General features: G+C 50.8%; 17 protein-coding genes. 5 read left to right on the top strand and 12 right to left on the bottom strand.

The genetic code is table 11. The features are described from left to right. Positions 1–61: 61 nt before the first annotated feature. From OSH01_RS05380 to OSH01_RS05365, 4 genes are read right to left on the bottom strand one after another with little or no spacing between them, the layout of a single operon-like run. Positions 62–1,537, bottom strand: coding sequence for an efflux transporter outer membrane subunit (locus OSH01_RS05380; protein ID WP_266123052.1), 1,476 nt, complete (start codon positions 1,535–1,537; stop codon positions 62–64). Next, positions 1,530–4,700, bottom strand: coding sequence for an efflux RND transporter permease subunit (locus tag OSH01_RS05375; RefSeq protein ID WP_266123051.1), 3,171 nt, complete (start codon positions 4,698–4,700; stop codon positions 1,530–1,532). The genes OSH01_RS05380 and OSH01_RS05375 overlap by 8 nt, the downstream gene beginning before the upstream one ends. 10 nt (positions 4,701–4,710) lie before the next feature. Then, positions 4,711–5,916, bottom strand: a complete 1,206-nt coding sequence (locus tag OSH01_RS05370) for an efflux RND transporter periplasmic adaptor subunit (protein WP_376918125.1) — start codon at positions 5,914–5,916, stop codon at positions 4,711–4,713. A gap of 18 nt (positions 5,917–5,934) precedes the next feature. Continuing rightward, on the bottom strand, positions 5,935–6,765 hold the full coding sequence (locus OSH01_RS05365; protein WP_266123049.1) for an SDR family oxidoreductase: 831 nt from the start codon (positions 6,763–6,765) through the stop codon (positions 5,935–5,937). A gap of 96 nt (positions 6,766–6,861) precedes the next feature. On the opposite strand from OSH01_RS05365, the gene OSH01_RS05360 reads away from it, so the two are divergent. Together OSH01_RS05360 and OSH01_RS05355 are read left to right on the top strand one after the other, a co-directional pair. Continuing rightward, on the top strand, positions 6,862–7,767 hold the full coding sequence (locus OSH01_RS05360) for a LysR family transcriptional regulator (protein WP_266123048.1): 906 nt from the start codon (positions 6,862–6,864) through the stop codon (positions 7,765–7,767). A gap of 181 nt (positions 7,768–7,948) precedes the next feature. After that, positions 7,949–10,975, top strand: a complete 3,027-nt coding sequence (locus OSH01_RS05355) for an autotransporter domain-containing protein (RefSeq protein WP_266123047.1) — start codon at positions 7,949–7,951, stop codon at positions 10,973–10,975. A 352-nt stretch (positions 10,976–11,327) separates the two neighbouring features. Here OSH01_RS05355 and OSH01_RS05350 read toward each other — a convergent pair whose 3' ends face one another. From OSH01_RS05350 to OSH01_RS05330, 5 genes are all read right to left on the bottom strand, one after another. Then, positions 11,328–12,413 (bottom strand): M14 family metallopeptidase, encoded by a 1,086-nt coding sequence (locus tag OSH01_RS05350; RefSeq protein ID WP_266123046.1) that lies wholly within the window; start codon positions 12,411–12,413, stop codon positions 11,328–11,330. Positions 12,414–12,435: 22 nt separating this feature from the next. Further along, positions 12,436–13,215: an ABC transporter permease gene (locus OSH01_RS05345; protein ID WP_266123045.1), complete on the bottom strand. Its 780-nt coding sequence runs from the start codon at positions 13,213–13,215 to the stop codon at positions 12,436–12,438. Positions 13,216–13,229: 14 nt separating this feature from the next. After that, positions 13,230–14,039: an ABC transporter ATP-binding protein gene (locus OSH01_RS05340; protein WP_266123044.1), complete on the bottom strand. Its 810-nt coding sequence runs from the start codon at positions 14,037–14,039 to the stop codon at positions 13,230–13,232. A gap of 12 nt (positions 14,040–14,051) precedes the next feature. Next, positions 14,052–15,143 carry an ABC transporter substrate-binding protein gene (locus OSH01_RS05335; protein ID WP_266123043.1) on the bottom strand — a complete coding sequence of 364 codons (1,092 nt, stop codon included), beginning with the start codon at positions 15,141–15,143 and terminating at the stop codon, positions 14,052–14,054. A 69-nt stretch (positions 15,144–15,212) separates the two neighbouring features. Then, the gene (locus OSH01_RS05330) at positions 15,213–16,088 is read right to left on the bottom strand and encodes a VOC family protein (RefSeq protein ID WP_266123042.1); all 876 of its coding nucleotides are present in this window, start codon (positions 16,086–16,088) and stop codon (positions 15,213–15,215) included. A 377-nt stretch (positions 16,089–16,465) separates the two neighbouring features. Between OSH01_RS05330 and OSH01_RS05325 the strand changes: the two genes are divergently transcribed. Then, positions 16,466–16,900: a PACE efflux transporter gene (locus OSH01_RS05325; protein ID WP_266123041.1), complete on the top strand. Its 435-nt coding sequence runs from the start codon at positions 16,466–16,468 to the stop codon at positions 16,898–16,900. Between the two features lie 46 nt (positions 16,901–16,946). On the opposite strand, the gene OSH01_RS05320 is transcribed toward OSH01_RS05325, so the two are convergent. Continuing rightward, entirely contained in the window at positions 16,947–17,876 is a 930-nt protein-coding gene (locus OSH01_RS05320; protein ID WP_266123040.1) for a pirin family protein, read from the bottom strand. A gap of 103 nt (positions 17,877–17,979) precedes the next feature. Then, on the bottom strand, positions 17,980–18,606 hold the full coding sequence (gene ycaC / locus OSH01_RS05315; protein ID WP_266123039.1) for an isochorismate family cysteine hydrolase YcaC: 627 nt from the start codon (positions 18,604–18,606) through the stop codon (positions 17,980–17,982). Between the two features lie 145 nt (positions 18,607–18,751). On the opposite strand from ycaC, the gene OSH01_RS05310 reads away from it, so the two are divergent. Next, on the top strand, positions 18,752–19,687 hold the full coding sequence (locus OSH01_RS05310; protein ID WP_266123038.1) for a LysR substrate-binding domain-containing protein: 936 nt from the start codon (positions 18,752–18,754) through the stop codon (positions 19,685–19,687). A gap of 176 nt (positions 19,688–19,863) precedes the next feature. Next, positions 19,864–20,733, top strand: coding sequence for a pirin family protein (locus OSH01_RS05305; protein ID WP_266123037.1), 870 nt, complete (start codon positions 19,864–19,866; stop codon positions 20,731–20,733). A 54-nt stretch (positions 20,734–20,787) separates the two neighbouring features. Here OSH01_RS05305 and OSH01_RS05300 read toward each other — a convergent pair whose 3' ends face one another. Further along, positions 20,788–21,678, bottom strand: coding sequence for an isocitrate lyase/PEP mutase family protein (locus tag OSH01_RS05300; RefSeq protein WP_266123036.1), 891 nt, complete (start codon positions 21,676–21,678; stop codon positions 20,788–20,790). Between the last annotated feature and the right edge of the window lie 138 nt (positions 21,679–21,816).

The raw sequence follows: 21,816 nt of genomic DNA, 5'->3' as shown, positions 1-21,816 counted from the left end.
TTAAGACCTATAAGCGGCTAAGTTCATTATTCAGAACACCTCGTCATACGCGACGGCTCCCTTAGCGCTGAGCAATAGCCCCCTGTTGCAGATCAGGTAATAGCTGCGGCCACCCACCTGCCAGTGTTTTATAGATACCAACTAAAGCCCTCGCCTGCTCAGTTGTGCTCTGCGCGAGTCGCTCCTCCGCATCTAAGCGTACCCGTTCGGCCTCTAGTACCTCTAGCACACTGACCATCCCGTCTTCAAAACGTAAGCGTGCGGTGCTAGCGGCACGGCGGCTGGCCTGCACGGCTTGCTCCAGAAAGGACTGCTCGGTTTGGGTATGCGTCAAACGGAGCAATGCATTTTCGGCCTCTTCCATGGCAGCGAGCACCGTCTGTTGATACATTTCCAAGCTCTGAGCTGCCTCCAAATTAGCGGCAGCGATACGTGAGCGCACGCGAGCCACATCTAGGAACGATCCCCCTACACCCAAAGAGATCAAGCGTGTTTCACTATCGCGTTGAAACAAAGCGTTAACGCCCAACGCTTGCGTACCGATCAGTCCCCCTAAAGTAAAACGTGGAAACAAATCGGCTGTCGCAACACCTATACGTGCCGTTGCTCCAGCCAAACGGCGCTCAGCTGCCGCGATATCTGGGCGACGACGCAACAGTTGACCCGGCACACCTGCATTCACTTGCACCGAAATGATAGGCAAGACAACAGGACGATCAAGTTCGTTAGCCATCACCGCAGGCTGGCGTCCAGTCAGCACAGCGATACGGTTGGCTGTCACCTCTGCCTGCGCCTGCAATGCCGGGACGCGTGAGCGCGTTAATGCTAATTGTGCGCCTGCACGATCGACATCCAAAGAGGTGCCCCGCCCTTCTTGAAACAAAACATGAATCAAGCGCAAGGTATCGGCCTGATTACTCTCGTTGTCACGCGCTACCCGCAGGCGCTCCTGCAGGCCGCGCAAACGAAAGTAGGCATCGATCACTTCAGCCACCACAGCGACCTGAACGCCCGCTAAATCGGCGGCATAGGCTTCGGTGTCAGCCTTCTTGGACTCGATGCTGCGGCGTACGCGACCAAAGAAATCCAGTTCCCAAACAGCCGCCAAGCTCAGCTGATGCGAATCACCGTCACGTTGAGTGCGCGACAGACCGGACGCCTGCGAGGCGCTAACACGCTGATGGCTAAGCTCGCCAGACGCACTCGGCGTAGGATAACGGTCTAACTCGGCTTGATAAGTCAAAGCGCGTGCTTGCTCATAGCGCGACAGGGCAATGCGTATATCATGATTAGCCCGTAGCGTGTCCGCCACTAGCCCCTCCAGAAACGGATCCCCCCAATTGCGCCAGAACTGTACATCCGCTTCGGGCACCCTCGCTGTGAGCCCTGTCTCCCCCTGGCGTGCATAGGCTGACTCAAGGGAGATAGCAGGTGCCTGATAATTGGGGCCGACTGCGCAAGCTGACAACAATAGTGCAGAAAGTACAACAGGGCTGCTACGCAGGCACACCAAACGCTTAAGCAATGACTCAAACATGGGGAGTCTCCAAACTCTCAGACGTAGTAACACGACGCAATTTACGAGTGGCCAAACGGCGCAAAGCCACATAAAAAACAGGGGTTAGAAACAAACCAAACAGTGTGACACCCAGCATGCCTGCGAAAACCGTGACGCCCATTACTTGACGGACTTCAGCGCCGGCTCCCATTCCGATCAGCAAAGGCAATACGCCCGCAATAAAAGCTGTCGAAGTCATGATGATGGGGCGTAATCGCAGTCGACTAGCATGCAACGCTGCGTCAATAATGCTATGCCCTTGGAGTTCAAGCTCGCGCGCGAACTCCACAATCAAAATCGCGTTCTTGCATGCAAGCCCCATCAAGACGACCAGCCCTATCTGCACGAAAATATTGTTATCCCCTCCGGTAAGCCACACAGCGCTCATAGCGGATAGCAAGCACATCGGCACAATCAGGATGACCGCCAACGGCAGTGTCCAGCTTTCATACAAGGCTGCCAGCACCAGAAAAACCAGTAGTACAGCCAACGGGAATACGATTAACGCAGCATTGCCTTGAGTGAGCTGTTGGTAGCTCAAGTCTGTCCACGCTACTTCCATTCCCTGTGGCAACACGTGGGCTGCAGTCTCGGTCAGGACACGTAAAGCTTGTGACGACGAGAGCACACGGGGATCAGCCTCGCCGATAAGGTCGGCTGCAGGGTAACCATTGAAACGAATGACAGGATCTGGGCCATATGTAGTGCGTACATCCACCATGCTACCAATAGGCACCATGTCGCCCTGTGCGTTGCGAGTGCGTAAATTAGCGATGTCCTCAATCGTAGTGCGGAACGGCGCATCGGCTTGCGCCATAACTTGGAAGGTTCGCCCAAAGCGCGTGAAGTCATTCACATAACTAGAACCTAAATAAGTCTGCATGGTCTCGAACAGATCCGTCATCGCCACCCCTTGAGCCTTAACTTTAGTGCGATCAACAAGCACATCAAGTTGCGGCACATTCGCTTGGTACGAACTAATCGGATAGGGAAACCCAGCTTGCTGCGAGACCGCATTAGCTAGTGCATCCATCGCTGTTTGCAAAGCACCGTAGCCGCCCTCGCTGCGATCCTGAACATACAACGAGTATCCTGAGCCCGTACCAAAACCGGCGATAGGCGGTGGCATAATAGCAAAAGCCAGTCCTTCTTGCTCTTGTGCAAAACGCCTATTCAGCTCGGCGACAATCTCGGTGGCTGATAGCGACCGTTCACTGGCGGGGGTCAAACCAAAAAACACCACGCCAGTATTAGAGGTATTAGTGGATTGCAACACGTTCAAGCCCGGTAAGGCAACGGCAGTCTGAATACCCTCTATTTGTAGAGCAACATCGGTCACGCGGCGCACTAAGGCCTCGGTGCGTGCTAACGAAGCGCCTTCGGGCAGCTTCACCGCTCCAACCAAATAAAGCTTGTCCTGTGTCGGCACAAATCCGCCCGGGACCGCTTTAAAGATAAATCCTGTTGCTGCAAGCAGTACCACATACGCCAGAAACACCGCCGTTCGACGCCCGAGCAAGCGCGCCACCACACCGCCATAGCCTTGGGCGCTACGCTGAAATAAACTATTGAACGGACCAAAAACCCACCCAAACCAGCGATTGAGCACGCGTGTAGGCAAATCAGGGGGTGTGCCCTTGGCACGCAACAACAGAGCGGCTAGTGCGGGTGACAAGGTCAAGGAATTGAGCGCAGAAATAACCGTAGAAATGGCAATCGTTACCGCAAACTGCTTGTAGAATTGACCTGTAACGCCTGACAAAAAAGCCATAGGCACGAACACTGAGCATAGCACCAACGTGATCGCAATAATGGGCCCACTTACTTCGCGCATAGCTTGGTGCGTGGCGGCTCGAGGGGCTAGACCTGCAGCAATATTACGTTCAACATTCTCTACCACTACGATGGCGTCGTCGACCACAATGCCAATGGACAATGCCAAGCCGAACAAAGTTAGCGTATTAATGGAAAATCCCAGCAACAATAATACGGCAAACGTACCCACCACCGACACAGGGACAGCCAGCAAAGGGATGATAGAAGCGCGCCAGGTCTGCATAAACAAGATCACTACAAGGACAACAAGCAGCACGGCCTCAAACAGCATACTAACCACCGACTTTATCGAATCACGAACGAATACGGTGGGATCGTACTCAACAGACCATGTCAAACCTTCAGGAAAGGATCTGGCTAGATCAGCCATCTTGTCGCGCACTTGATTGGACACATCGATCGAGTTGGCGCCAGGCGCTGCAAAAACCGGAATACCAACGGTGGGTTCATTATTAAGTAAAGACTTAAGCGAATAGTCTGAAGCACCCAGCTCAATTCGCGCCACGTCCTGCAAGCGCGTTACCTGCCCGTTATTACCCGACTTAATAATGATGTCGCCAAACTCTGCCTCTGTCGTCAAACGCCCCTGGGCGTTGATAGACAACAAAAAATCGCTACCCGACGGGTTGGGCGGGGCTCCCAGTTGCCCAGCGGAAACTTGAACATTTTGCTCACGCACGGCAGCCAGCACTTCATCGGCAGTCATACCCAACGCTGCAATTTTTTCCGGATTTAGCCAGAGGCGCATGGAGTAATCACCTGAACCCCATAGCTGCACATCCCCCACGCCCTGCAAGCGCGCCAGCTCATCGCGCACATGCAATAGAGCATAGTTACGCAGGTAAAGCTCATCATAGTGGCCGTCTGCCGAACTTAACTGTACGAGCAAAGTAATATTAGGAGACTGCTTGGTAGTGACTACTCCCTGGCGACGTACGGCTTCCGGCAGGCGAACTTCGGCCTGGGCTACGCGGTTCTGTATCTTGGCCTGAGCCTCGTCAGGATCCGTACCCAAGCGAAAGGTAACCGTTAACAGCAGGACACCATTACTGCCTGCAACCGACTTCATATAAAGCATATTTTCGACGCCGGTAATAGCCTCCTCTAGCGGGGCAGCTACCGTCTGAGCAATCTCACGCGGATTCGCTCCCGGGTAGCTCGCGCGTACCTGCACCGTAGGGGGTACGACTTCCGGGTACTCGCTGATAGGAAGTAGCGGTATCGAAATAAGGCCGACAACAAAAATGATAATGGACAGTACCGCTGCAAAGATCGGCCGGTCGACAAAAAAACGAGCAAAATTCATAGTCTTACTCTCACACACCATCGACTGGCTGCGGGTCCAGGTGAAGCGGCCCCATGGGAACCTCCTGCACCTGCACCGGCATACCTGAGTAATTTACTTTCTGAATACCATTGACGACCACACGATCCCCCTTCAGCAAGCCTTTTTCAACAATACGCAAACCGTCAGCGACGCCGCCCAAGCTGATATCGCGCCGCCTTGCCGTGTTATGTTCGTCAACCACATACACATACTTGCGATCTTGATCTGTCATCACAGCCTTCTCATCAACGAGTACAGCTTGAAATGGGGTGCTGCCCTGCAATCGCACTCGGGCATAGAGGCCTGGGGTCAGCAAACCATCAGCGTCAGATAAGGTAGCGCGCGCCCGTATCGTGCCCGTGTTCGAATCAACACGGTTATCGATAAAATCGACGTAACCTAGATGCGGATGCCCTTGCTCGCCAACCAGTCCGACCTTAACCGGCACGCCTGCCTTGCGCTCATCTGCTCGCTCCCCTGCACGCACCCTTTGCGAATAGCGCAAGTAAGTCCGCTCATCACTATCGAAATGCACGTGCACTGTGTCCAGCGACATCAATGTGGTGAGTATGTTCTCCTGCCCTTCGGGCCACACCAAGTTGCCGACCGTGACCAGCGCCCTACCAGTACGCCCGGAAATCGGTGCCCGAACTTGAGTAAAATCCAACTCAAGCTTCGCAGTTTGCACCGCGGCCTGAGCAAATTGAACCGCGGCATCAGCCTGTGCGCTTACCGACCGGCGCTGATCCAACTCTTCGGTGGAGATCGCGTGGCGCGATGCGAGTCGATGAGCACGAGCAGCTTCGCTGCGAGCCACAGAAGCGTGTGCCAATGCGCTGGCCAACTCTGCCTGAGCACGCGAAAGCGCAGCTCGATAACTACGCGCATCAATAGAAAACAAGACATCGCCTTGCTTAACCGTTTGCCCTTCTTGGTAGTGAACCGTTTCAATGTGACCGCGAACACGCGGCCGCAGGGCAACTGTCTGAACTGCTTCGATTCGTCCATTAAAATCATCCCAGGCGATGACCTGTCGTTCTACGGCAAACGCAATGCTCACGATGGGGCTATCTTGCGCAGACTCATCGCTGGCTTGGCTTTGGCAAGCAGACAGAGATAAGGCCAACAGCAGCGGCGTCAAGAGCAAAAAACTCCGACACCACGCCGTCCTAGTAAATATCCAGTGTTGATTCATGCTGACAGGGCTCAATATTCAGTTAAGGCTATCCGCCGAGAACGCCACCTCTTTTTGAGCCTCTAGTAACCTTAAGCGCTGCGTCAGCGCGTTACTAATAGACGTATACGCGGTACTTCCCAAAGCAAGACGCAAAGGCGGATGCAACCTATCTGCCGCTGTAATCATCGCATCAACAGTTTTGGCCGCATCGCCCTTAATCGCAAAGTCACCCGATGCCACCCCGCGACGTACCTCTCCGGCGGGGGTGTCCTCATAACAGGGCATAATTTGTGCGCGATCTAGACCTTGAACGAAATTAGTGCCTGTTGGACCGGGTTCGACGATCAAAAAGTCAATACCAAAGGGGGCCACTTCCTGAGCAAGCGATTCAACAAAACCTTCAATTCCCCACTTACTCGCATGATAAAGGCTGAAATTCGGGTAAGCGATTTGCCCGCCCTCTGAAGACAACTGCACGATGCGGCCGCCCCCTTGCGCACGCAAGTACGGTAAAACAGCTCGAATAAGCTGGATAGAACCTATCAAATTCGTCGCAATCTGACGCTCTACTTGGGCATCACTGGCTTCCTCTGCCGCGCCAAATAGCGCATATCCAGCGTTGCTGACCACAATATCAATGTGGCCAACTCGTTGAAAAGCCTCTGTAACCACTGTATTTATCGCCTGTGTGTCGGTGACATCAAGCGTCCACACGTGCAGCTGATTAGCATATTTCTCGGTTAACGTCCTCATCACGTCAGGTTGACGCACCGTTGCTACCACGCGATCTCCACGTGCTAACAAACGTTCAACCAGAAGGCGGCCTAGGCCCGTTGAGGTTCCCGTAATAAACCACGTCTTAGTCATAATAGTGCCTTAGAAAAGAAAAAGTGAACGACTAAGAACATGGTATGGGCTTATGATTGTAATGAGAATGACCAATAAACCGCATGAAGAAGTGAAATGAATTCACCAATAGACTCCCCTACCTTAAAAGACTTACGCGCTTTCATGGCCGTTGCCGAGCACCGCAGTTTTCGACGTGCCGCTGAACTGCTGGGCGTGACCCGTTCTTCGCTTAGCCATACCTTGCGTGGGCTAGAAGAAAAGCTAAGTACACGCCTATTACATCGAACAACACGTAGTGTGTCGTTAACCCAAGCAGGCGAGCAGTTTCTTGCACGCCTAGACCCATTGCTGGGCGACTTGAGTCAATTACTAGAAGACGTTGCAGGTGCTCAGGGGCGAACGTTGGGAACACTGAGGATTAACGGAAGCGAGCCCGCTATTCGCTTGCTAGTGGCCACCTTGGTGCCAAAATTCCTCCTACGCTACCCCGATGTGCAACTGGATCTCACTGTACAGGGGGAGTTAGTGGACATCGTTAAGAAGGGCTTTGATGCAGGAATCAGACTGGGCGACGCGGTACCCAAAGATATGGTGGCAGTTCGTCTGGGCCCAGACATTCGCTTCTTAGCCGTGGCCTCCCCCGCGTATTTACAAGCTCATCCTGCACCTGACACCCCCGATGATCTTGTTCATCATCAGTGCATACGACAACGCTTTCCTAGTGGCAAACGTTATCGCTGGGAGTTCCGGAAACAAGGGCAAGAATTCGTTTTAGATGTGCCCGGAGCGCTCACGCTGGATCATCATCAATTAATGGTGGAAGCGGCAGCGGCAGGCGTAGGCATCGCTTATGTAATGGAAGAGTATGCTCGCCCTTATATTGATAAGGGAAATTTAGTAACTGTATTAGAGAGCTGGTGCCCCCACATATCGGGTTTGACGCTGTACTTCCCCAATAATCGCCATGTGCCTGGCAGCCTAAGGGCTTTTATCGACATGGCCAAGGAAAGTACGCAATAACGTGAAGCCCTACCTCTGCAAAAACATATACCATACAAATAATAAGAAAAAAGCATTAAACCGTTTAATTTTTTAATTTGTGGTTCAGAAAAAAACATCTTATTTTATGCATCAACGGGAAGTAAAGAATGATAACCTTTTTTACTTTTACGCCATGCCATAACCAGTGCACAGAGAGACTATGTCAACAATCAAAATAAAACCGACGACCCATCATCGATTTCCACTCCAAAGAACGATTCATTTCTTTCGTACTACAGCCTTAAGTGCTGCAATAGCAAGCTTATGTGTAGGGCCTGTGTCGGCTCAGCAAATTGCTCCTCCAGAGTCATTTATCACACCAGAGTTCTTAGCATCGCACACTTTATTGGATATTCGGGCGCAATTCGCCTATGCCAAAGGATATACCGGTAAAGGCATATTAATTGCCGTGCTAGACGACGGTTTAGATATTGAGCACCCTGAATTTGCAGGCAGAGTGTCTCCGTTTATGGCCAACTTTGTGACCGCGGGTGGCCCTACTTACGTTGGCCGCTTACCTGGTCAAACGGATTTCATGCATGGTACACACGTCAGCGGTATCGCCGCTGCAGCACGCAACAACCACGGCATGCATGGCGTAGCATACAACGCCGACATCCTAGCTTTACGCATCTTAGGACCCAACCCTGTAGAAAATGCCGAGTCTAAAGCGTTTGAGCACGCGATTGCTCACGGAGCCAAAGTATTAAATGGCAGTTACGGCCTCGATAGCTTTCCCGCTAAAGATTTAACTGATGAAGAAACGGGGCAAAAAACACCAAACAAGCATTACGAAGTCATTAACTTTACTCCTTTAGACGAAGAAGACATTAAGACTGCTTATAACATCATGAAACGTGGCGAAGCAGCCGATATTGTGATGATTTTCTCAGCAGGCAATGAGTTCGAAGAGCAACCTATAGGTAGCGAGTCGCCGATGGGAAATGGCCTGCTTCCCGCGATCACTCCCAAGAACACCAGCGACGGGAAATATCGCTTTATTGTGAACACTGACGATGACGCCACAGACGAGAACAATCCAACAACCTGGGTGTTAAACGATCTCACCGACCCTGATTATCTTGATTTAGATTTTTCCGACCTTCAGGGTGCATTAATAGCTGTCGCGGCGGTAGATAGAAATGGCAAGATAAGCAGCTACAGCAATCGCTGCGGCCTTGCCCAACTGTGGTGTATTGCTGCGCCTGGTGGCGACTATCCTACACCGGGCTACACTGCAGACGAGGGCCAGATTTACTCCACGGTGCCAGACAGCACCTATGACTACGAAGTAGGCACCTCTATGGCGGCGCCCGTAGTCAGCGGTGCGGCAGCGGTGCTGCGCGAGGCTTTCCCCTACATGACAGCTCGGCAAATTATTGAAGTGCTGCTCACCTCGGCCAACAGTACCGATTTGGATTGGGGCAACAAGGACATCTACGGCTGGGGCATGCTGGATCTTGGTCGAGCCATTGATGGACCAGTACAATTTGGTGCGGAAAGCTTTGCACAAACCTTTGATATCAACACCCAGGGCTTTAACTCGATCTGGAGTAACGATATCAGCGGCACCGGAGGTTTAAAAAAATCAGGCCCGGGGCATTTGGTCATGACTGGCCACAACAGCTATGCGGGCGCCACGCATATTCAAGCGGGCAAGCTGACGGTCAACGGGGCCTTGGTCAACTCCACCGTGACCATTGATGCCGATGCCGCCCTAGGCGGTACGGGTAGCGTGGCGCATTTGATTGCGGCCGGCACCATACAGCCCGGTAATTCTATTGGTACCTTAAGCGTTACGGGCGACTACACGCAGTTAGGCGGTTCGCGCTTAGATATCGAAATCGACGCCCAAGGTCAGTCAGACCGCCTAGAGGTGCAGGGTACGGCTGACATTCAAGGGGGAGAGTTACGTGTGCTGGGCCTGAACCCCGATGCCTTAGGCCGTGATTTTACCTTCTTGCAAGCAGGACAAATCAGCCCAGGCAGTCAGTTCGATAACGCCGATATATTAGGGACTCGCTTTATTGACCTAGCGCTTCACCCTGTCACGAGCGCTACGGGCTCTGGTTTGTCTTTAGCGGTACGTCGTAATGATGTCACCTTTGCCTCCTTGGCGGCCAATGGCAATCAAGCGTCAGTGGCGCGGGCAGTCGATGCACAAAATAATTCCAGTCCGGAATACCGTGCCGTGGTGATGGCGGACACTACCGAAACCGCTCAACACTATTACCGTCAGCTTGGTGGTGAGGTTCACGCCTCCAGCTTATCGGCGTTGATGGATACCAGCGGTGTGCTCCGCCAGGCCTCTTTAGGGCGCTTAGCCACAGCAGGGTCCTTGGCTGATGCAGGCAATGAGCACGATGCTAACAACGGCGTATGGGCACGCGTACTAGGCAGTTGGGGCAGCTTGGCAGCCACTCACGATACGGCACGTATGACCCGTTCTCTAAGTGGTGTGATGTTTGGGGCCGATACACGCTTAGGCGAACAAACGCGGGCTGGAATCGGGGCTGCCCTAAGCCGCTCTTCCTACGGTACGGACACAGTAGGCTCCGCCAAAGCCGATGGCTATCACCTCATGGCCTATGCCAGCCAGTCCTTAGGTGCCGTAGCCTTACGCGGTGGCGCTTCGTACTCGTGGTATCGTTTACATAGCAAGCGTCATATTGCGGTGCCCGGCGCCGAGCAGCAAAAGGCCAGCTATAACGTAGGCAGTGCCCAGATTTTTGCCGAGGCGGCCTATCAACAACAATGGAATCAGTTTGCGCTAGAGCCCTATGTGAATGTGGCTCAGGTATGGATGCGTCGTGGTAGCTTCAGCGAAACGGGCGGCTTGGGCGCCTTACAAGGTAGCTCGCAACAGCACAGCAATACCTTCTCTACCTTAGGGGCACGCAGTCAATTTAACTTGGCGCAAACTCAGCACGGGGACTTGGCTGCCACGGTCAACGTGGGCTGGCGCCATCTGTTTGGCAATAAAACGCCGCGCAGCGAAATGCGATTTAGCACGGGGCCTAGCTTTACTATTCACGGCGCACCGCTAGCTCGTGATGCCTTCATCAGCGAGCTGGGTGTTGAACTGATCAACAACCAAGACCGTCGTTTTAGCTTGGTCTACACCGGCCAGTTTGCCGGCGGCACACGCGATCAAGGTATCCAGGCTAGGGCTAGCTGGGCGTTTTAATCGCTTGCTTACTCACTCTTCTTCACCACGGAGAAGAGTGAGTGCTAGGGTGCCAATTCGTCAAAGTATGCCTAAAACACTAGGCTTATCAAGCTACTAGCTCAACACATCTATGGCAAACTTTAGCTACCCTCCCCCCGGGTTAACACTATAAAAAGCACATTGATCACAATCAATGCTGTAGTAACACTACTTTACAGTGGGCTCAGCGACACGGCATTCAAAACCCAGTCGCTGCAGCCCACTATTATTTTCCCCAAGGCACTTGAGCTAGCCGCATTTTCGGTTGCTATGATTCCCCAAGCACACCCAGACTGGTTTCCTACAGCCCCATCACACAACGTTAACGGTTCTACCAGGCCGCCAAGCCTTGCACAGCCTGTGCAGTAATTTCCTGGGCATGCTGTATCGTACTGTCGCGCCAAATTTGATCAAACGGACAAAAGGAATCTAATAGATCCGTTTGCAGCATGGCATAAGCAGGTGAGCCAGGATCAGCCTTAAACTTTAGCCATAAATCCAACCTGAGCATGCGACGCATGTGCCAGCCTCGAGTGCCAAACTCTATGACCGCTCCGCACATGGGTGTATCCCCTAAAAACTGTTGTACCCCGTGAAATAACAAACCCTGATAATTAGGCCGTGCTTTTCCATGGGGGCGCTGACCTTTAATGCGGGCGTCCCCCCACCAACCTGCGGCCTGCTCAAATAATGCACCGCCTTCTTCGTTAAAGCATAAGAAAAAAGGCTCACCGTACTCGCCCACGCCTGTATGCCAATCAATAAAGGCAACTTTTTCGGCGCCTAACAAATGATTTTGTACGATTTCCTCTAGCACCAAGTTCGACCATTCGCGCTGACTACCACCGTAATTTAGCCCATCAGCGCGGCTATACTGACCACGAGCTAAAGCATCGAATAAAGCATCTGAACCATGCTTTTGCGCAAAGTCATCCATAGCCTGCTGCGCGGCGACGATATTCTGCTTAGTCCAACTATCAAACAAAACAAGCGGGTGCAGTTGCTCGTAAGCGGGATTAGCCGGCGCCTGCCCATGATCGATAAAATTACGGTTTAAATCTACATTATTTTCGGTGGTACGGCTTAAGTGGGCAAACCCCCAAGGATTAATCGCATGTACCATTACTACGGCCACATCTTCTGGCAAAGTTTTTGGCCCCTCGCCCTGCATCCACGCTAATTGTGCGGCCGAACCGCTCAACCCCTCTAAGCCATGCGTTGCACTTAAAACAATTAACTTACGCGATGCACTCACAGACCCATAGTAGGCAACATCCACATATAAATCCTGCCCCTGAGGACCTTGATGCGTGGGATGCAAATAATGCGTTAAGCTTGCACCAGTATTAGCCGCGATGCGTAAGAAAGCATCTCTGGCACTATCGTAATCCAGTGCATAGCAATTATAAAATTCCATTTCCTGCGCCTTTTCTATGACCTTATTCCGAGCCTATAGTTTGCGAACTACGATCCCAGAACACAAATTTATGATGTAAAAAGCTCATCAATCGTGTACCGCTCAGGCCGATAGCAATCAAACTAAACAAACAAGCAAACATCGTTGCTACATCCATATTGACCGAGGCTGCCTGAATCAAATAGCCTAAGCCCATACTGGACGACACAAACTCAGCCACTACTGCACCAATAAGACTGAGCACCACGGAAATCTGCAAGCCAGCAAAAATATGCCCCGCCGCCGAAGGCAACTTCACATGCCAAAATACGTGTACTCGGGAAGCGGAGCAAACCCGCATTAAATCCAACATCGCTGGATTCGTTTGCCGCACCCCGCTAATGGTATTGATAAAGACAGGAAAAAAAGTCATCAGGGCGATCAGTACAACTTTAGAAGCCATCCCAAAACCAAACCACACTAAAATAAGCGGTGCTATCGCCACTTTCGGAGTGGCTTGCAAAGCAACAATATACGGAAAGAAAAAACGCTCAAATGTCTTTGACTCGGCCACCATCGCCCCTAGCACCAAAGCCACGGCTGAACCGATAACATACCCCACCACCGTATTTTTAAAGGTATAGAAAAAGTGCGGCCAATATAAACCCTGTATATAGCCTTTATCTAAGTTCTCTAGCACGGCCCAAGGCGTAGGGATAAGATAATCAGGTATTTCGAACACCTTAATACTGACAATCCATATGATCAGTAAACAAACAGCCGTAATGGACGGGTATAAAAATGCTTTAAATTTATTATGCATGGGCAAGTCCGTCCTTAGTCAAAGCTCACCAGTTTTTCAAAAAGAGTTCTCAACTCGCTGCAGTAAAGAATGAACTGAGGATCACCTAAAGTCTCCAATGTTCTTGGACGAGGTAAATCGATGGTAATTTCCGTCACAATACTGCCTGGCCTGGCCGACATCACCACAATACGGTCGGACAAAAACACAGCCTCGGGAATACTATGGGTGATAAATAACGCCGATTTGCGTGCCGCCATCCAGATGCGCTGGAGTTCTATGCTCATGTGGTCACGGGTCATGGTATCTAGAGCTGAAAACGGCTCATCCATCAGCAACAAGTCGGGATCATGAATAAGGCCACGCGCTATGCCGACGCGCTGCTGCATTCCACCAGAAAGCTCGCTAGGGTAATGCTGAGAAAACTTTTCTAAACCTATCAACCGTAGGAGCTCTGAGGCTTTTTTTTCCGCTACGCTGATGTCCTGGTTTAACGCCCGTGCCGGAACCAACACATTTTCCAGCACACTTTTCCATGGCAGCAAGGTGGCCTGCTGGAACACAATACCTACGTCTCCCCTTGGCTTATCAATGGGTGTGCCCTTAAGTCTAACTTGGCCTTTCGAAGGCTGAAGCAAACCACTGAAAATCTTAATGAGCGTCGATTTGCCACATCCTGATGGGCCGATAACCGAGACAAACTCGCCCTCTTGAATTTCTAACGACAAATCGCTAATCGCCGTCACAGCGCCACGACTTCCTTGATACGTGACACTGAGATTTTCAGCCACTAATAAAGGAAGCGTAGAGGCCATTTCAGAACTTGAGGACGTCTTTACACCCATAGCTGCTCCTTTTTACTTCGCTGTAGCCGCTTCAATGACCGCTTGCACATCATAATCATTGATGTTGGCGACAAACTGGTTGGTATATAAAGATGTCACGTCAATGTTGTCGGATGGGATCTGACCGCCCTCGTACAAGGTCTCAACGTAGTCACGTAGAGACTGTTCGGTGTAATAGCCCATGCGTTCTGGCCCTCCTTCGGGGATCATAGTGGCCAAACGAACTTTGACAATCCGAACTGCATCAGCCAGTTTCTGTTCCTCTGTCCCCTTAGAGGGCTTCGTATCTGGGTACAACTGCCAGAAATTCTTCACACAAGCTTCTGGGTTGGCATTACATGCCACCACACCTTTGGCTGCCGCTCGACCAAACTTTTCCACTAACTCAGGGCGATCACGCAAAGTTTCCTCGTGAGCGATCCAGCCATTAGAAAACAGTAAGCGGTATTTATCCTCTAGTGCAATACGGCGTAAGGCCGTACCACTATTTTCCATTTGTGTGTGGAACGTATCGAACAGATTCAGCGCAGCAATACTATTGTCTTCTAATGCTCTAAATGCTGTGGCTCCCACCCCTACAGGCAAAAACTCATAATCTTTTTGTAATTCCAAACCTTCCTGTTTCAACATGGTCTTGGTAATAGCCAGATTCGCCCAAGACATCGCCCCCACACCAATCTTTTTACCTTTCAAATCGGCTAGCGTTTGCACAGGACTATCTTCTTTCACCACCAACTCATAAGGAGACAAATAAATACCGTTGTAGAACATTTTTGTGGGTAAAGCTGTGCGACCCGGTTGATTAGCAGTGATCAATACTTCAGGACTCATCCATCCAAATGTCAGGTGCTTTTGCGTGATTTGCGGCAACATCACTGCAGACCCTTGGAAGAACAAGACCTCAACATCCAGATCTTCTTCGGCAAAATACCCCATGCCTATGGCCATCAAAGTTGGAGCATTGGACAAGTTGATATTGGTAGGATAAGCAAAGTTTACTTTTTCTTTAGCCTGCGCAACGCCGGTTAAAGCACTCAGCGTCGTCATTGCTATCATCAACGAAGTTTTTAAAAAGCTACTTTTAAACTTGTTTTTTACGTTCATATATCATCTCCAGGGTGCCGTCCTCCCATTCCAGTACGGCGAAATTTTTATTCATCAGAACCAAAAGATTTATATCTGGCGCAAAATCAAGGTTGCGCCGCCAGCCTGTTCCGCCTCGATGCGTAACTGGTTAACTTGATACGAAAAAGATACTTTCTGAGCGATTAAGTATTGTGCTGCAGTAAGCAAGCTCGCTACCCCAATCACCAGCACGGCCGGAAAAGGGAGTAGCGGCAACGGAGCGTGGGGATAACTACGCTCATAGCAGGCTGTCTGCATCAGGGTGTAAGTTCCAGTTCTCAGGTGAAAAGAGGCCTGCCCGCAGGTGGATGTATCAGCCTTACAAGAAAAATAGCGTGTATAACGCTGCTGAGCTTGCGCAAGATCGTCCACTACCACCACAACTTCGAGCAATGCTTGGGCGGTATTAGGGTGTGTTAAATAGCCCGCCTGCCACACTAATTCAGGTGTGCGGTGATGTAGGGCAAACACTCGCCCCTCGGGCATTTGTTCGGGCGGAGTACGCACTTGCGTGAACTGCGCTAAGCCCGACAACGCCGAGCCGTCCACCTGCCGCTGCAAATAAACCAAACTAGCGCTGAAGCCCTGCTCTTGCAACTGCGACTGCAACACTTCGGGCGCATCTGTTTGAAACGCCAAAATGTGCATACCCTGATATTTTTCTAAGGCTGCTGGCACCCCCAAAGTATCTAGGGAGGGATCAATTACGGCCAGCAGCTCTATATACCCATGCTTCAGCATGGCACAACGATTAGCCGTTCCTCGTAATACGCCAGGCTCCCCTAGTGCGGGGGGACTTGCATGCTGGGAAACAGGTGTCAACGAAAAACCAAGACGCTCATATAAAGACGAAATACGGTGTAAATCGACGGCGAACATCCCGATATGGTCAAGTCCTATACGGGTCTGGCTGGTGATACTCATTGCATTTATCGCTTACTTCCAGTCGGGTTACCGATGCTGTATTTAGCATTCATTTACGGTATACCACTAAGTATGCTGTTAAGTATACTAGCGTTTTTCAGGGGGAAAGCCAGTTACTAACGAGCTTTTAGCTGTAAGCAAACAAGAAAAAAGTATAAAGAAACAAGCTCATACCTTCACTCAACAGTCAGGATCAACGGGACCTTAAGCGTGAGCCTTGTAGGCTGAAACCAACCATCAACACTGTATTTTTGACAGCGGCAGCGCTAACTATTACACTTTTTTTGCAGGCGTAAACCGTGGCTCTGCAATGCAGTACTTTCTTCTTTTCCCGGGACGTGCCGGCTCTAACACTATAGAGCCGTTAGTAAGGCTCAATGGAGTTCACATTGTTTACCTTAAGCCCGTTAAAAAGACGCCTTGTTTATGTTGCTCTGTTTGAATTTTTCGCTATCTTGCTGTCAACCCTAATTTTAATGTTGATCAGCGGCGGAGATGCTCAGCAATCCCTACCCGTTGCAACCATTGTGTCGCTCATCGCGGTCATCTGGAATTTCCTCTACAACACCCTATTCGAATATCTAGAACGACGCTTACACGTGTTGACCAGAACCGTTAAAGTGCGAATGGTGCACGCCGTGGGGTTTGAAGCGGGGTTATTGGCATTCACCTTACCCCTATATATGTATTGGTATAACGTTGGCCTATGGATGGCCTTCACCATGGTCGCAGCCCTGATGATTTTCTTTTTGCTTTACACCTTTTTCTTTACCTTATTGTTTGACAAGGTGTTTACCCTCGTTCGTGCGTAAGGGCGTAGCCTGCCCTGCTCTATCAAGGGCAGGCTATCAGCCTTATTTATTTTAAATCGGGCGCTGGCAAAGATGGGCCGTCGTACCCTTGTACCGTACCAAAGTGATCACTATGGTGCCACTGCTGGATACTCTCACGCACCTCATCCAAACTACGTGCTACAAAGTTCCAGTACAACACCACTTCCTCAGCAAAAGGCTCACCACCAATCAGTATTATTTGACTAGCTTGGCTGGTGGAGACGGAAATCTGGCGACGACCTTTGCCCAAATACAATAACGTGCCAGGCTCAAGCTGCTCCTCACCCACTTGTGCGTCACCGGTTAACACGGCAATACCATATTCGTAATCTGGATTTAACGGCACCTCTAGCTGCGTTGCTGCTTGAGTAGTGATATCAGCCCCTACTAACGGGCTATGCACGGCGACTGGCGAGGTTTGACCAAAAAGCTCACCCACTAAAACCGTAACTACCGCTTGCTCAACCGTCACTCTAGGCAAATCCGGATAATGCTCAAAAGCAGGCTCCATAAAACGCTTAGCATCAGGCAAAGCAATCCAAAACTGCGCTAATTGCAAAGTAGGAGACCGCTGTGCAGGGGATTCTTCAGAATGAGAAATCCCTTTACCTGCCGTCATAAGATTAACTTGGCCTTTGGTGAGCAACTGTTTATAACCTAAGCTATCACGGTGCAAAATTTCGCCATCCACCATCCAACTAAACGTTTGCAAACCTGTATGGGGATGCGGCCCTACGCGTACCCCTTGCCCTTGACTCACGTCGGCTGGCCCGGCGTGGTCAAAAAAACACCACGCCCCTATCATGCGTTGCGCTCGATGCGGCAACAAACGACGAATTTTCATCCCCTCACCCAAAACAGCTTCACGTGCAGGCAATCGCACAGAGGTGAGTTCTTGAGTGTGATGCGTACAGTCTGCGTATTCCGCAGGAGTCATTCGAATAGAGGAACTCATGATAGTGTCTTCATAGATAAAAGTTAATCTGCTGCAGCATGAGGCCAAGCCATGCTTAGCCCCGTAAGACTGCCTATGCCGCAAGCCTTAGCAGTAAAACGACTTACTTACCCTGTAAGGCTGCATCGCGACTTTGGATTAAGTTAGCATACGCGGGTAAATGTCCCGCTAATATGCCACCAAAACCTGCAATATCGTTGCGCCAATCACGATGCAACTCGCAGCCTACCGCAAACCAATTGACGAGTTGTGCGCCGGCTTGCGACATGCGGTTCCATGCTGCATCACGTACAGCATGGTTAAAGGTACCCGAAGCGTCCGTCACAACAAACACATCATAGCCTGCTTCAAGGGCCGATAAAGTAGGAAAAGCGACGCAAACCTCAGTCACCACCCCTGCAATCAATAGCTGTTTTTTGCCGGTTGCTTTCACTGCTGCGACAAATTCCTCGTTGTCCCAAGCATTAATTTGCCCAGGGCGAGCAAAGTAAGGAGCATCAGGAAAAGCCTGCTTTAACTCGGGCACTAACGGCCCATTCGGCCCTTGTTCAAAACTAGTCGTTAGAATAGTAGGCAAGTTGAAAAACTTAGCGATATCCGCCAACGCTAAGACATTATTTTTGAACTCGTCAGGCTGATAGTCGCGCACCAAAGACAACAGACCCGATTGATGGTCTACTAACAATAATGCTACGTCATCTTTATCCAGACGTTTATATTGGTAAGACATACGTACTCCTGTCAACGTTGAAAAAATACTCTGACGCCTGCGTAACCAACACCCTAGTTTGGCGCCCGCAATTATCATAGGTGCTCACCATGGCTGACGCTAGCCGGCTCAGTGCTACATGCTGTCTCGTTTTTAGAACACGTCTATGCAAGACTTAAATGATCTTTTTTATTTTGTCCAAGTCGTTGATCACAAGGGATTTTCCTCGGCGGCTCGTGCGTTAGGCATTCCTAAATCACGCTTAAGCCGTCGTATAGCCGTGTTAGAAGAACGGCTTGGTGTGCGCTTAATTCATCGCAGCACACACAACGTTAGTGTCACCGAGCTAGGTCAAGCCTATTACACCCATTGCGCCGCCATGCTCGTCGAAGCTAGTGCTGCCCAAGAAGTCATTGAGCGCTCAGTGGCTGAGCCCCGCGGCATTATTCGTATGTCAGCCCCGCCAGGTTTATTAAGCTTTGTGCTGGCCGACTACATCGCAAGCTTTATGCGCACGCACCCTTATGTAAACATAGAGCTGGATGCGACAGGCAGACGGGTAGATATCGTACGCGAAGGCTTAGACTTGGCTATCCGAGTGCGCTTTCCTCCCATCCCTGACAGTGACCTTGTGGTCAGACACCTGTCACACAGCCCGCAACGTTTGGTGGCATCCCCACTGCTTTTATCCCAGCACGGCCTCCTGCTAGAGCCCGCACACCTACAAGGCATTCCTTCGCTGGACTGGGTCCGCCCTGATGCCCAACATATATGGCATTTGCGCAGCGCCGACGGTGATAGTGCAGCCATTATTCATCACCCTAGGCTCGTCACTGATGACCTAATTACCGTTAAAAAAGCAGCCTTAGCAGGTATAGGTCTTGCCCAACTGCCACACTTGATCGTGCACGAAGAAATTCAAACGGGACGCTTAGTTCACGTACTCCCTCACTGGACACTTCCTTGCGGCGTGGTGCAAGCAGTGTTTCCTTCTCGACGTGGCATACTCCCAGCGGTACGAGCCTGGATCGATTTTTTGGCCGAAAATTTCGCTGAGCAGGACTGGCTCAGCGTCAGTGCGCCCCCTATCGATAACGGTTAAGCTCAATCAACCCATCGGCGAAAAGCTCAGCCTAAAACGGCTAATCACCCTATTGGCAGTACGAAAAACAGGACAGCAAGTTCGACGCAGCCCCTCTACCAGCGCTACTACCTAAACTTTATACTGTGATCTACGATCAAACCCCACAAAGGGGTAGGCAAAGCCAAGGAATCTGTATGCTCAAACAAATTAAACACATTCACTCTGCTCCCGCTCCACACTGGGTAGGCGATGGCTTTCCGGTGCGCTCGCTGTTTAGTTACCATCAGCATGCGCAAGAGCTAAGCCCATTTTTGCTGTTGGACTACGCTGGCCCCTACACATTCAGTCCCACTACTCACTCACGCGGTGTCGGCAGCCACCCGCACCGAGGGTTTGAAACGGTCACCATTGTTTATGAAGGCGAAGTCGCTCACCAAGACTCTACCGGCGCAGGTGGCACCATCGGCCCGGGTGATGTGCAATGGATGACGGCCGCAGCCGGCATCGTACATGAAGAGTTTCACTCCAAGACCTTTGCACGCCAAGGCGGAGAGTTAGAAATGGTTCAGTTGTGGGTCAACCTACCGGCCAAAGACAAAATGTCTCCGCCTGCTTATCAAACCATTTTGAACGGGCAAATCCCTCGTGTCTCGTTAGATAAAAACGCGGGGCAGTTGCGAGTGATTGCGGGAGAATTTCAAGGTCATCAGGGCCCTGCACGAACCTTCACCCCCATCAATGTGTGGGATGTTGCGCTCAATGCAGAAGGCACCTTCACGTTTGAAGCCACACCCGGCTACACCTTAGCAATTGTGGTGCTGCAAGGCACAGTCCTACTAAATAACGCCGAAGTATTACGCCAAGCTCAATGGGCACAATTTGGTACGGAAGGTAGCACTGTCCAACTAGAGGCCAACAATGCCTGCAAACTCTTGGTACTGAGCGGTGAACCCATTAACGAACCTATCGTGGGGCACGGCCCTTTTGTGATGAATAGCCACGACGAAATCGTGCAAGCTTTTGATGATTTTAACCAGGGCAATTTTGGCAAAATCGTACGTTAATAAAGCAAAGAAAGGCCAGGTATTAACCTGGCCCTATACATCCCTGTCTGGTGCTTAGTACGTTAACAACTGCTTTTCTAGCGCACGCATTTCACTGTACCCCATTAAGTCCATAATATCCTCAATTCCAACTGCCTGGTCCTGACGATCCACAGGTTGCCCTGTAGCAACCACTTCCTTCATAGTTTCTAACGCATTACGCATACCTAATATCGCGGCGGCTGGCAACATACGTGGGAGACTAATTCTTTTTACCCCTAACGCCTTCAATTCAGCAATTGGAATCAATGGTGTTGTGGGACGACTACGAATACCAAAACCCATGTTAATCGAAACCGGTACCCCTGCCGCCTCAACGATCCGGGCGATGTCATCGGCGCCCTGCACAGCATCAGGAAATATTACATCTGCACCCGCTGCTACATAAGCCTTAATACGCTCTAGGGTCTTTTCTATACCCTCAACCGCCAAAGCATCCGTACGCGCCACAATAACAAAATTATCATCTTTGCGTGCTGCACACGCAGCCTCAACCTTTTTAACCATTTCCGCTAGTGGCACCACACTCTTACCTGGCATGTGCCCACAACGCTTGGGACTGATCTGATCTTCAATATTTACACCAGCAATACCTGCTTCCTCAAACATCTGAATGGTGTGAAAGACATTCATAGGATTGCCATACCCCGTGTCAGCATCTGCTGTTAAAGGTATATCTACGGAACGCGCCAACATACGGCAGTGATTGACGTTCTCCATTAGTCCCATAACACCGATATCTGGGACACTCAGCAGCGAGTTGGACATGGCCGCTCCACTCGTACAAGCCGTTTTAAACCCAGCCGCCTGAACTAGGCGCAAGCTATATCCGTCGTACACGCCAGGGGAAACAATGAAATCACTATTATTAAGAAGGTGGCGGAATTTATACGCAGCGGTACTCATAGTAGTCAGGCACTCCAAAATAGCGGGGCTGCAGTAGTCAACCTCAATCCAGTTGTGCAACCCCCGCAAAACAGCAGAATGGTTCTGCGAAGGAAAGAAAGTACAAAAATTATGCGCTGCAGCCCGCAAAGTGTCAAC

The organism is Alcaligenes endophyticus (assembly GCF_026344035.1).
Taxonomy (GTDB): domain Bacteria; phylum Pseudomonadota; class Gammaproteobacteria; order Burkholderiales; family Burkholderiaceae_B; genus Alcaligenes; species Alcaligenes endophyticus.
The sequence above is the reverse complement of the archived record's forward strand: the minus strand, read 5'-3'. Positions and strand labels throughout refer to the sequence as shown.

Excerpts from the sequence above, each read along its gene's own strand:
- OSH01_RS05380 (WP_266123052.1), bottom strand. The coding sequence starts at position 1,537 with ATGTTTGAGTCATTGCTTAAGCGTTTGGTGTGCCTGCGTAGCAGCCCT.
- OSH01_RS05375 (WP_266123051.1), bottom strand. The coding sequence starts at position 4,700 with ATGAATTTTGCTCGTTTTTTTGTCGACCGGCCGATCTTTGCAGCGGTA.
- OSH01_RS05370 (WP_376918125.1), bottom strand. The coding sequence starts at position 5,916 with ATGAATCAACACTGGATATTTACTAGGACGGCGTGGTGTCGGAGTTTT.
- OSH01_RS05365 (WP_266123049.1), bottom strand. The coding sequence starts at position 6,765 with ATGACTAAGACGTGGTTTATTACGGGAACCTCAACGGGCCTAGGCCGC.
- OSH01_RS05360 (WP_266123048.1), top strand. The coding sequence starts at position 6,862 with ATGAATTCACCAATAGACTCCCCTACCTTAAAAGACTTACGCGCTTTC.
- OSH01_RS05355 (WP_266123047.1), top strand. The coding sequence starts at position 7,949 with ATGTCAACAATCAAAATAAAACCGACGACCCATCATCGATTTCCACTC.
- OSH01_RS05350 (WP_266123046.1), bottom strand. The coding sequence starts at position 12,413 with ATGGAATTTTATAATTGCTATGCACTGGATTACGATAGTGCCAGAGAT.
- OSH01_RS05345 (WP_266123045.1), bottom strand. The coding sequence starts at position 13,215 with ATGCATAATAAATTTAAAGCATTTTTATACCCGTCCATTACGGCTGTT.
- OSH01_RS05340 (WP_266123044.1), bottom strand. The coding sequence starts at position 14,039 with ATGGGTGTAAAGACGTCCTCAAGTTCTGAAATGGCCTCTACGCTTCCT.
- OSH01_RS05335 (WP_266123043.1), bottom strand. The coding sequence starts at position 15,143 with ATGAACGTAAAAAACAAGTTTAAAAGTAGCTTTTTAAAAACTTCGTTG.
- OSH01_RS05330 (WP_266123042.1), bottom strand. The coding sequence starts at position 16,088 with ATGAGTATCACCAGCCAGACCCGTATAGGACTTGACCATATCGGGATG.
- OSH01_RS05325 (WP_266123041.1), top strand. The coding sequence starts at position 16,466 with ATGGAGTTCACATTGTTTACCTTAAGCCCGTTAAAAAGACGCCTTGTT.
- OSH01_RS05320 (WP_266123040.1), bottom strand. The coding sequence starts at position 17,876 with ATGAGTTCCTCTATTCGAATGACTCCTGCGGAATACGCAGACTGTACG.
- ycaC (WP_266123039.1), bottom strand. The coding sequence starts at position 18,606 with ATGTCTTACCAATATAAACGTCTGGATAAAGATGACGTAGCATTATTG.
- OSH01_RS05310 (WP_266123038.1), top strand. The coding sequence starts at position 18,752 with ATGCAAGACTTAAATGATCTTTTTTATTTTGTCCAAGTCGTTGATCAC.
- OSH01_RS05305 (WP_266123037.1), top strand. The coding sequence starts at position 19,864 with ATGCTCAAACAAATTAAACACATTCACTCTGCTCCCGCTCCACACTGG.
- OSH01_RS05300 (WP_266123036.1), bottom strand. The coding sequence starts at position 21,678 with ATGAGTACCGCTGCGTATAAATTCCGCCACCTTCTTAATAATAGTGAT.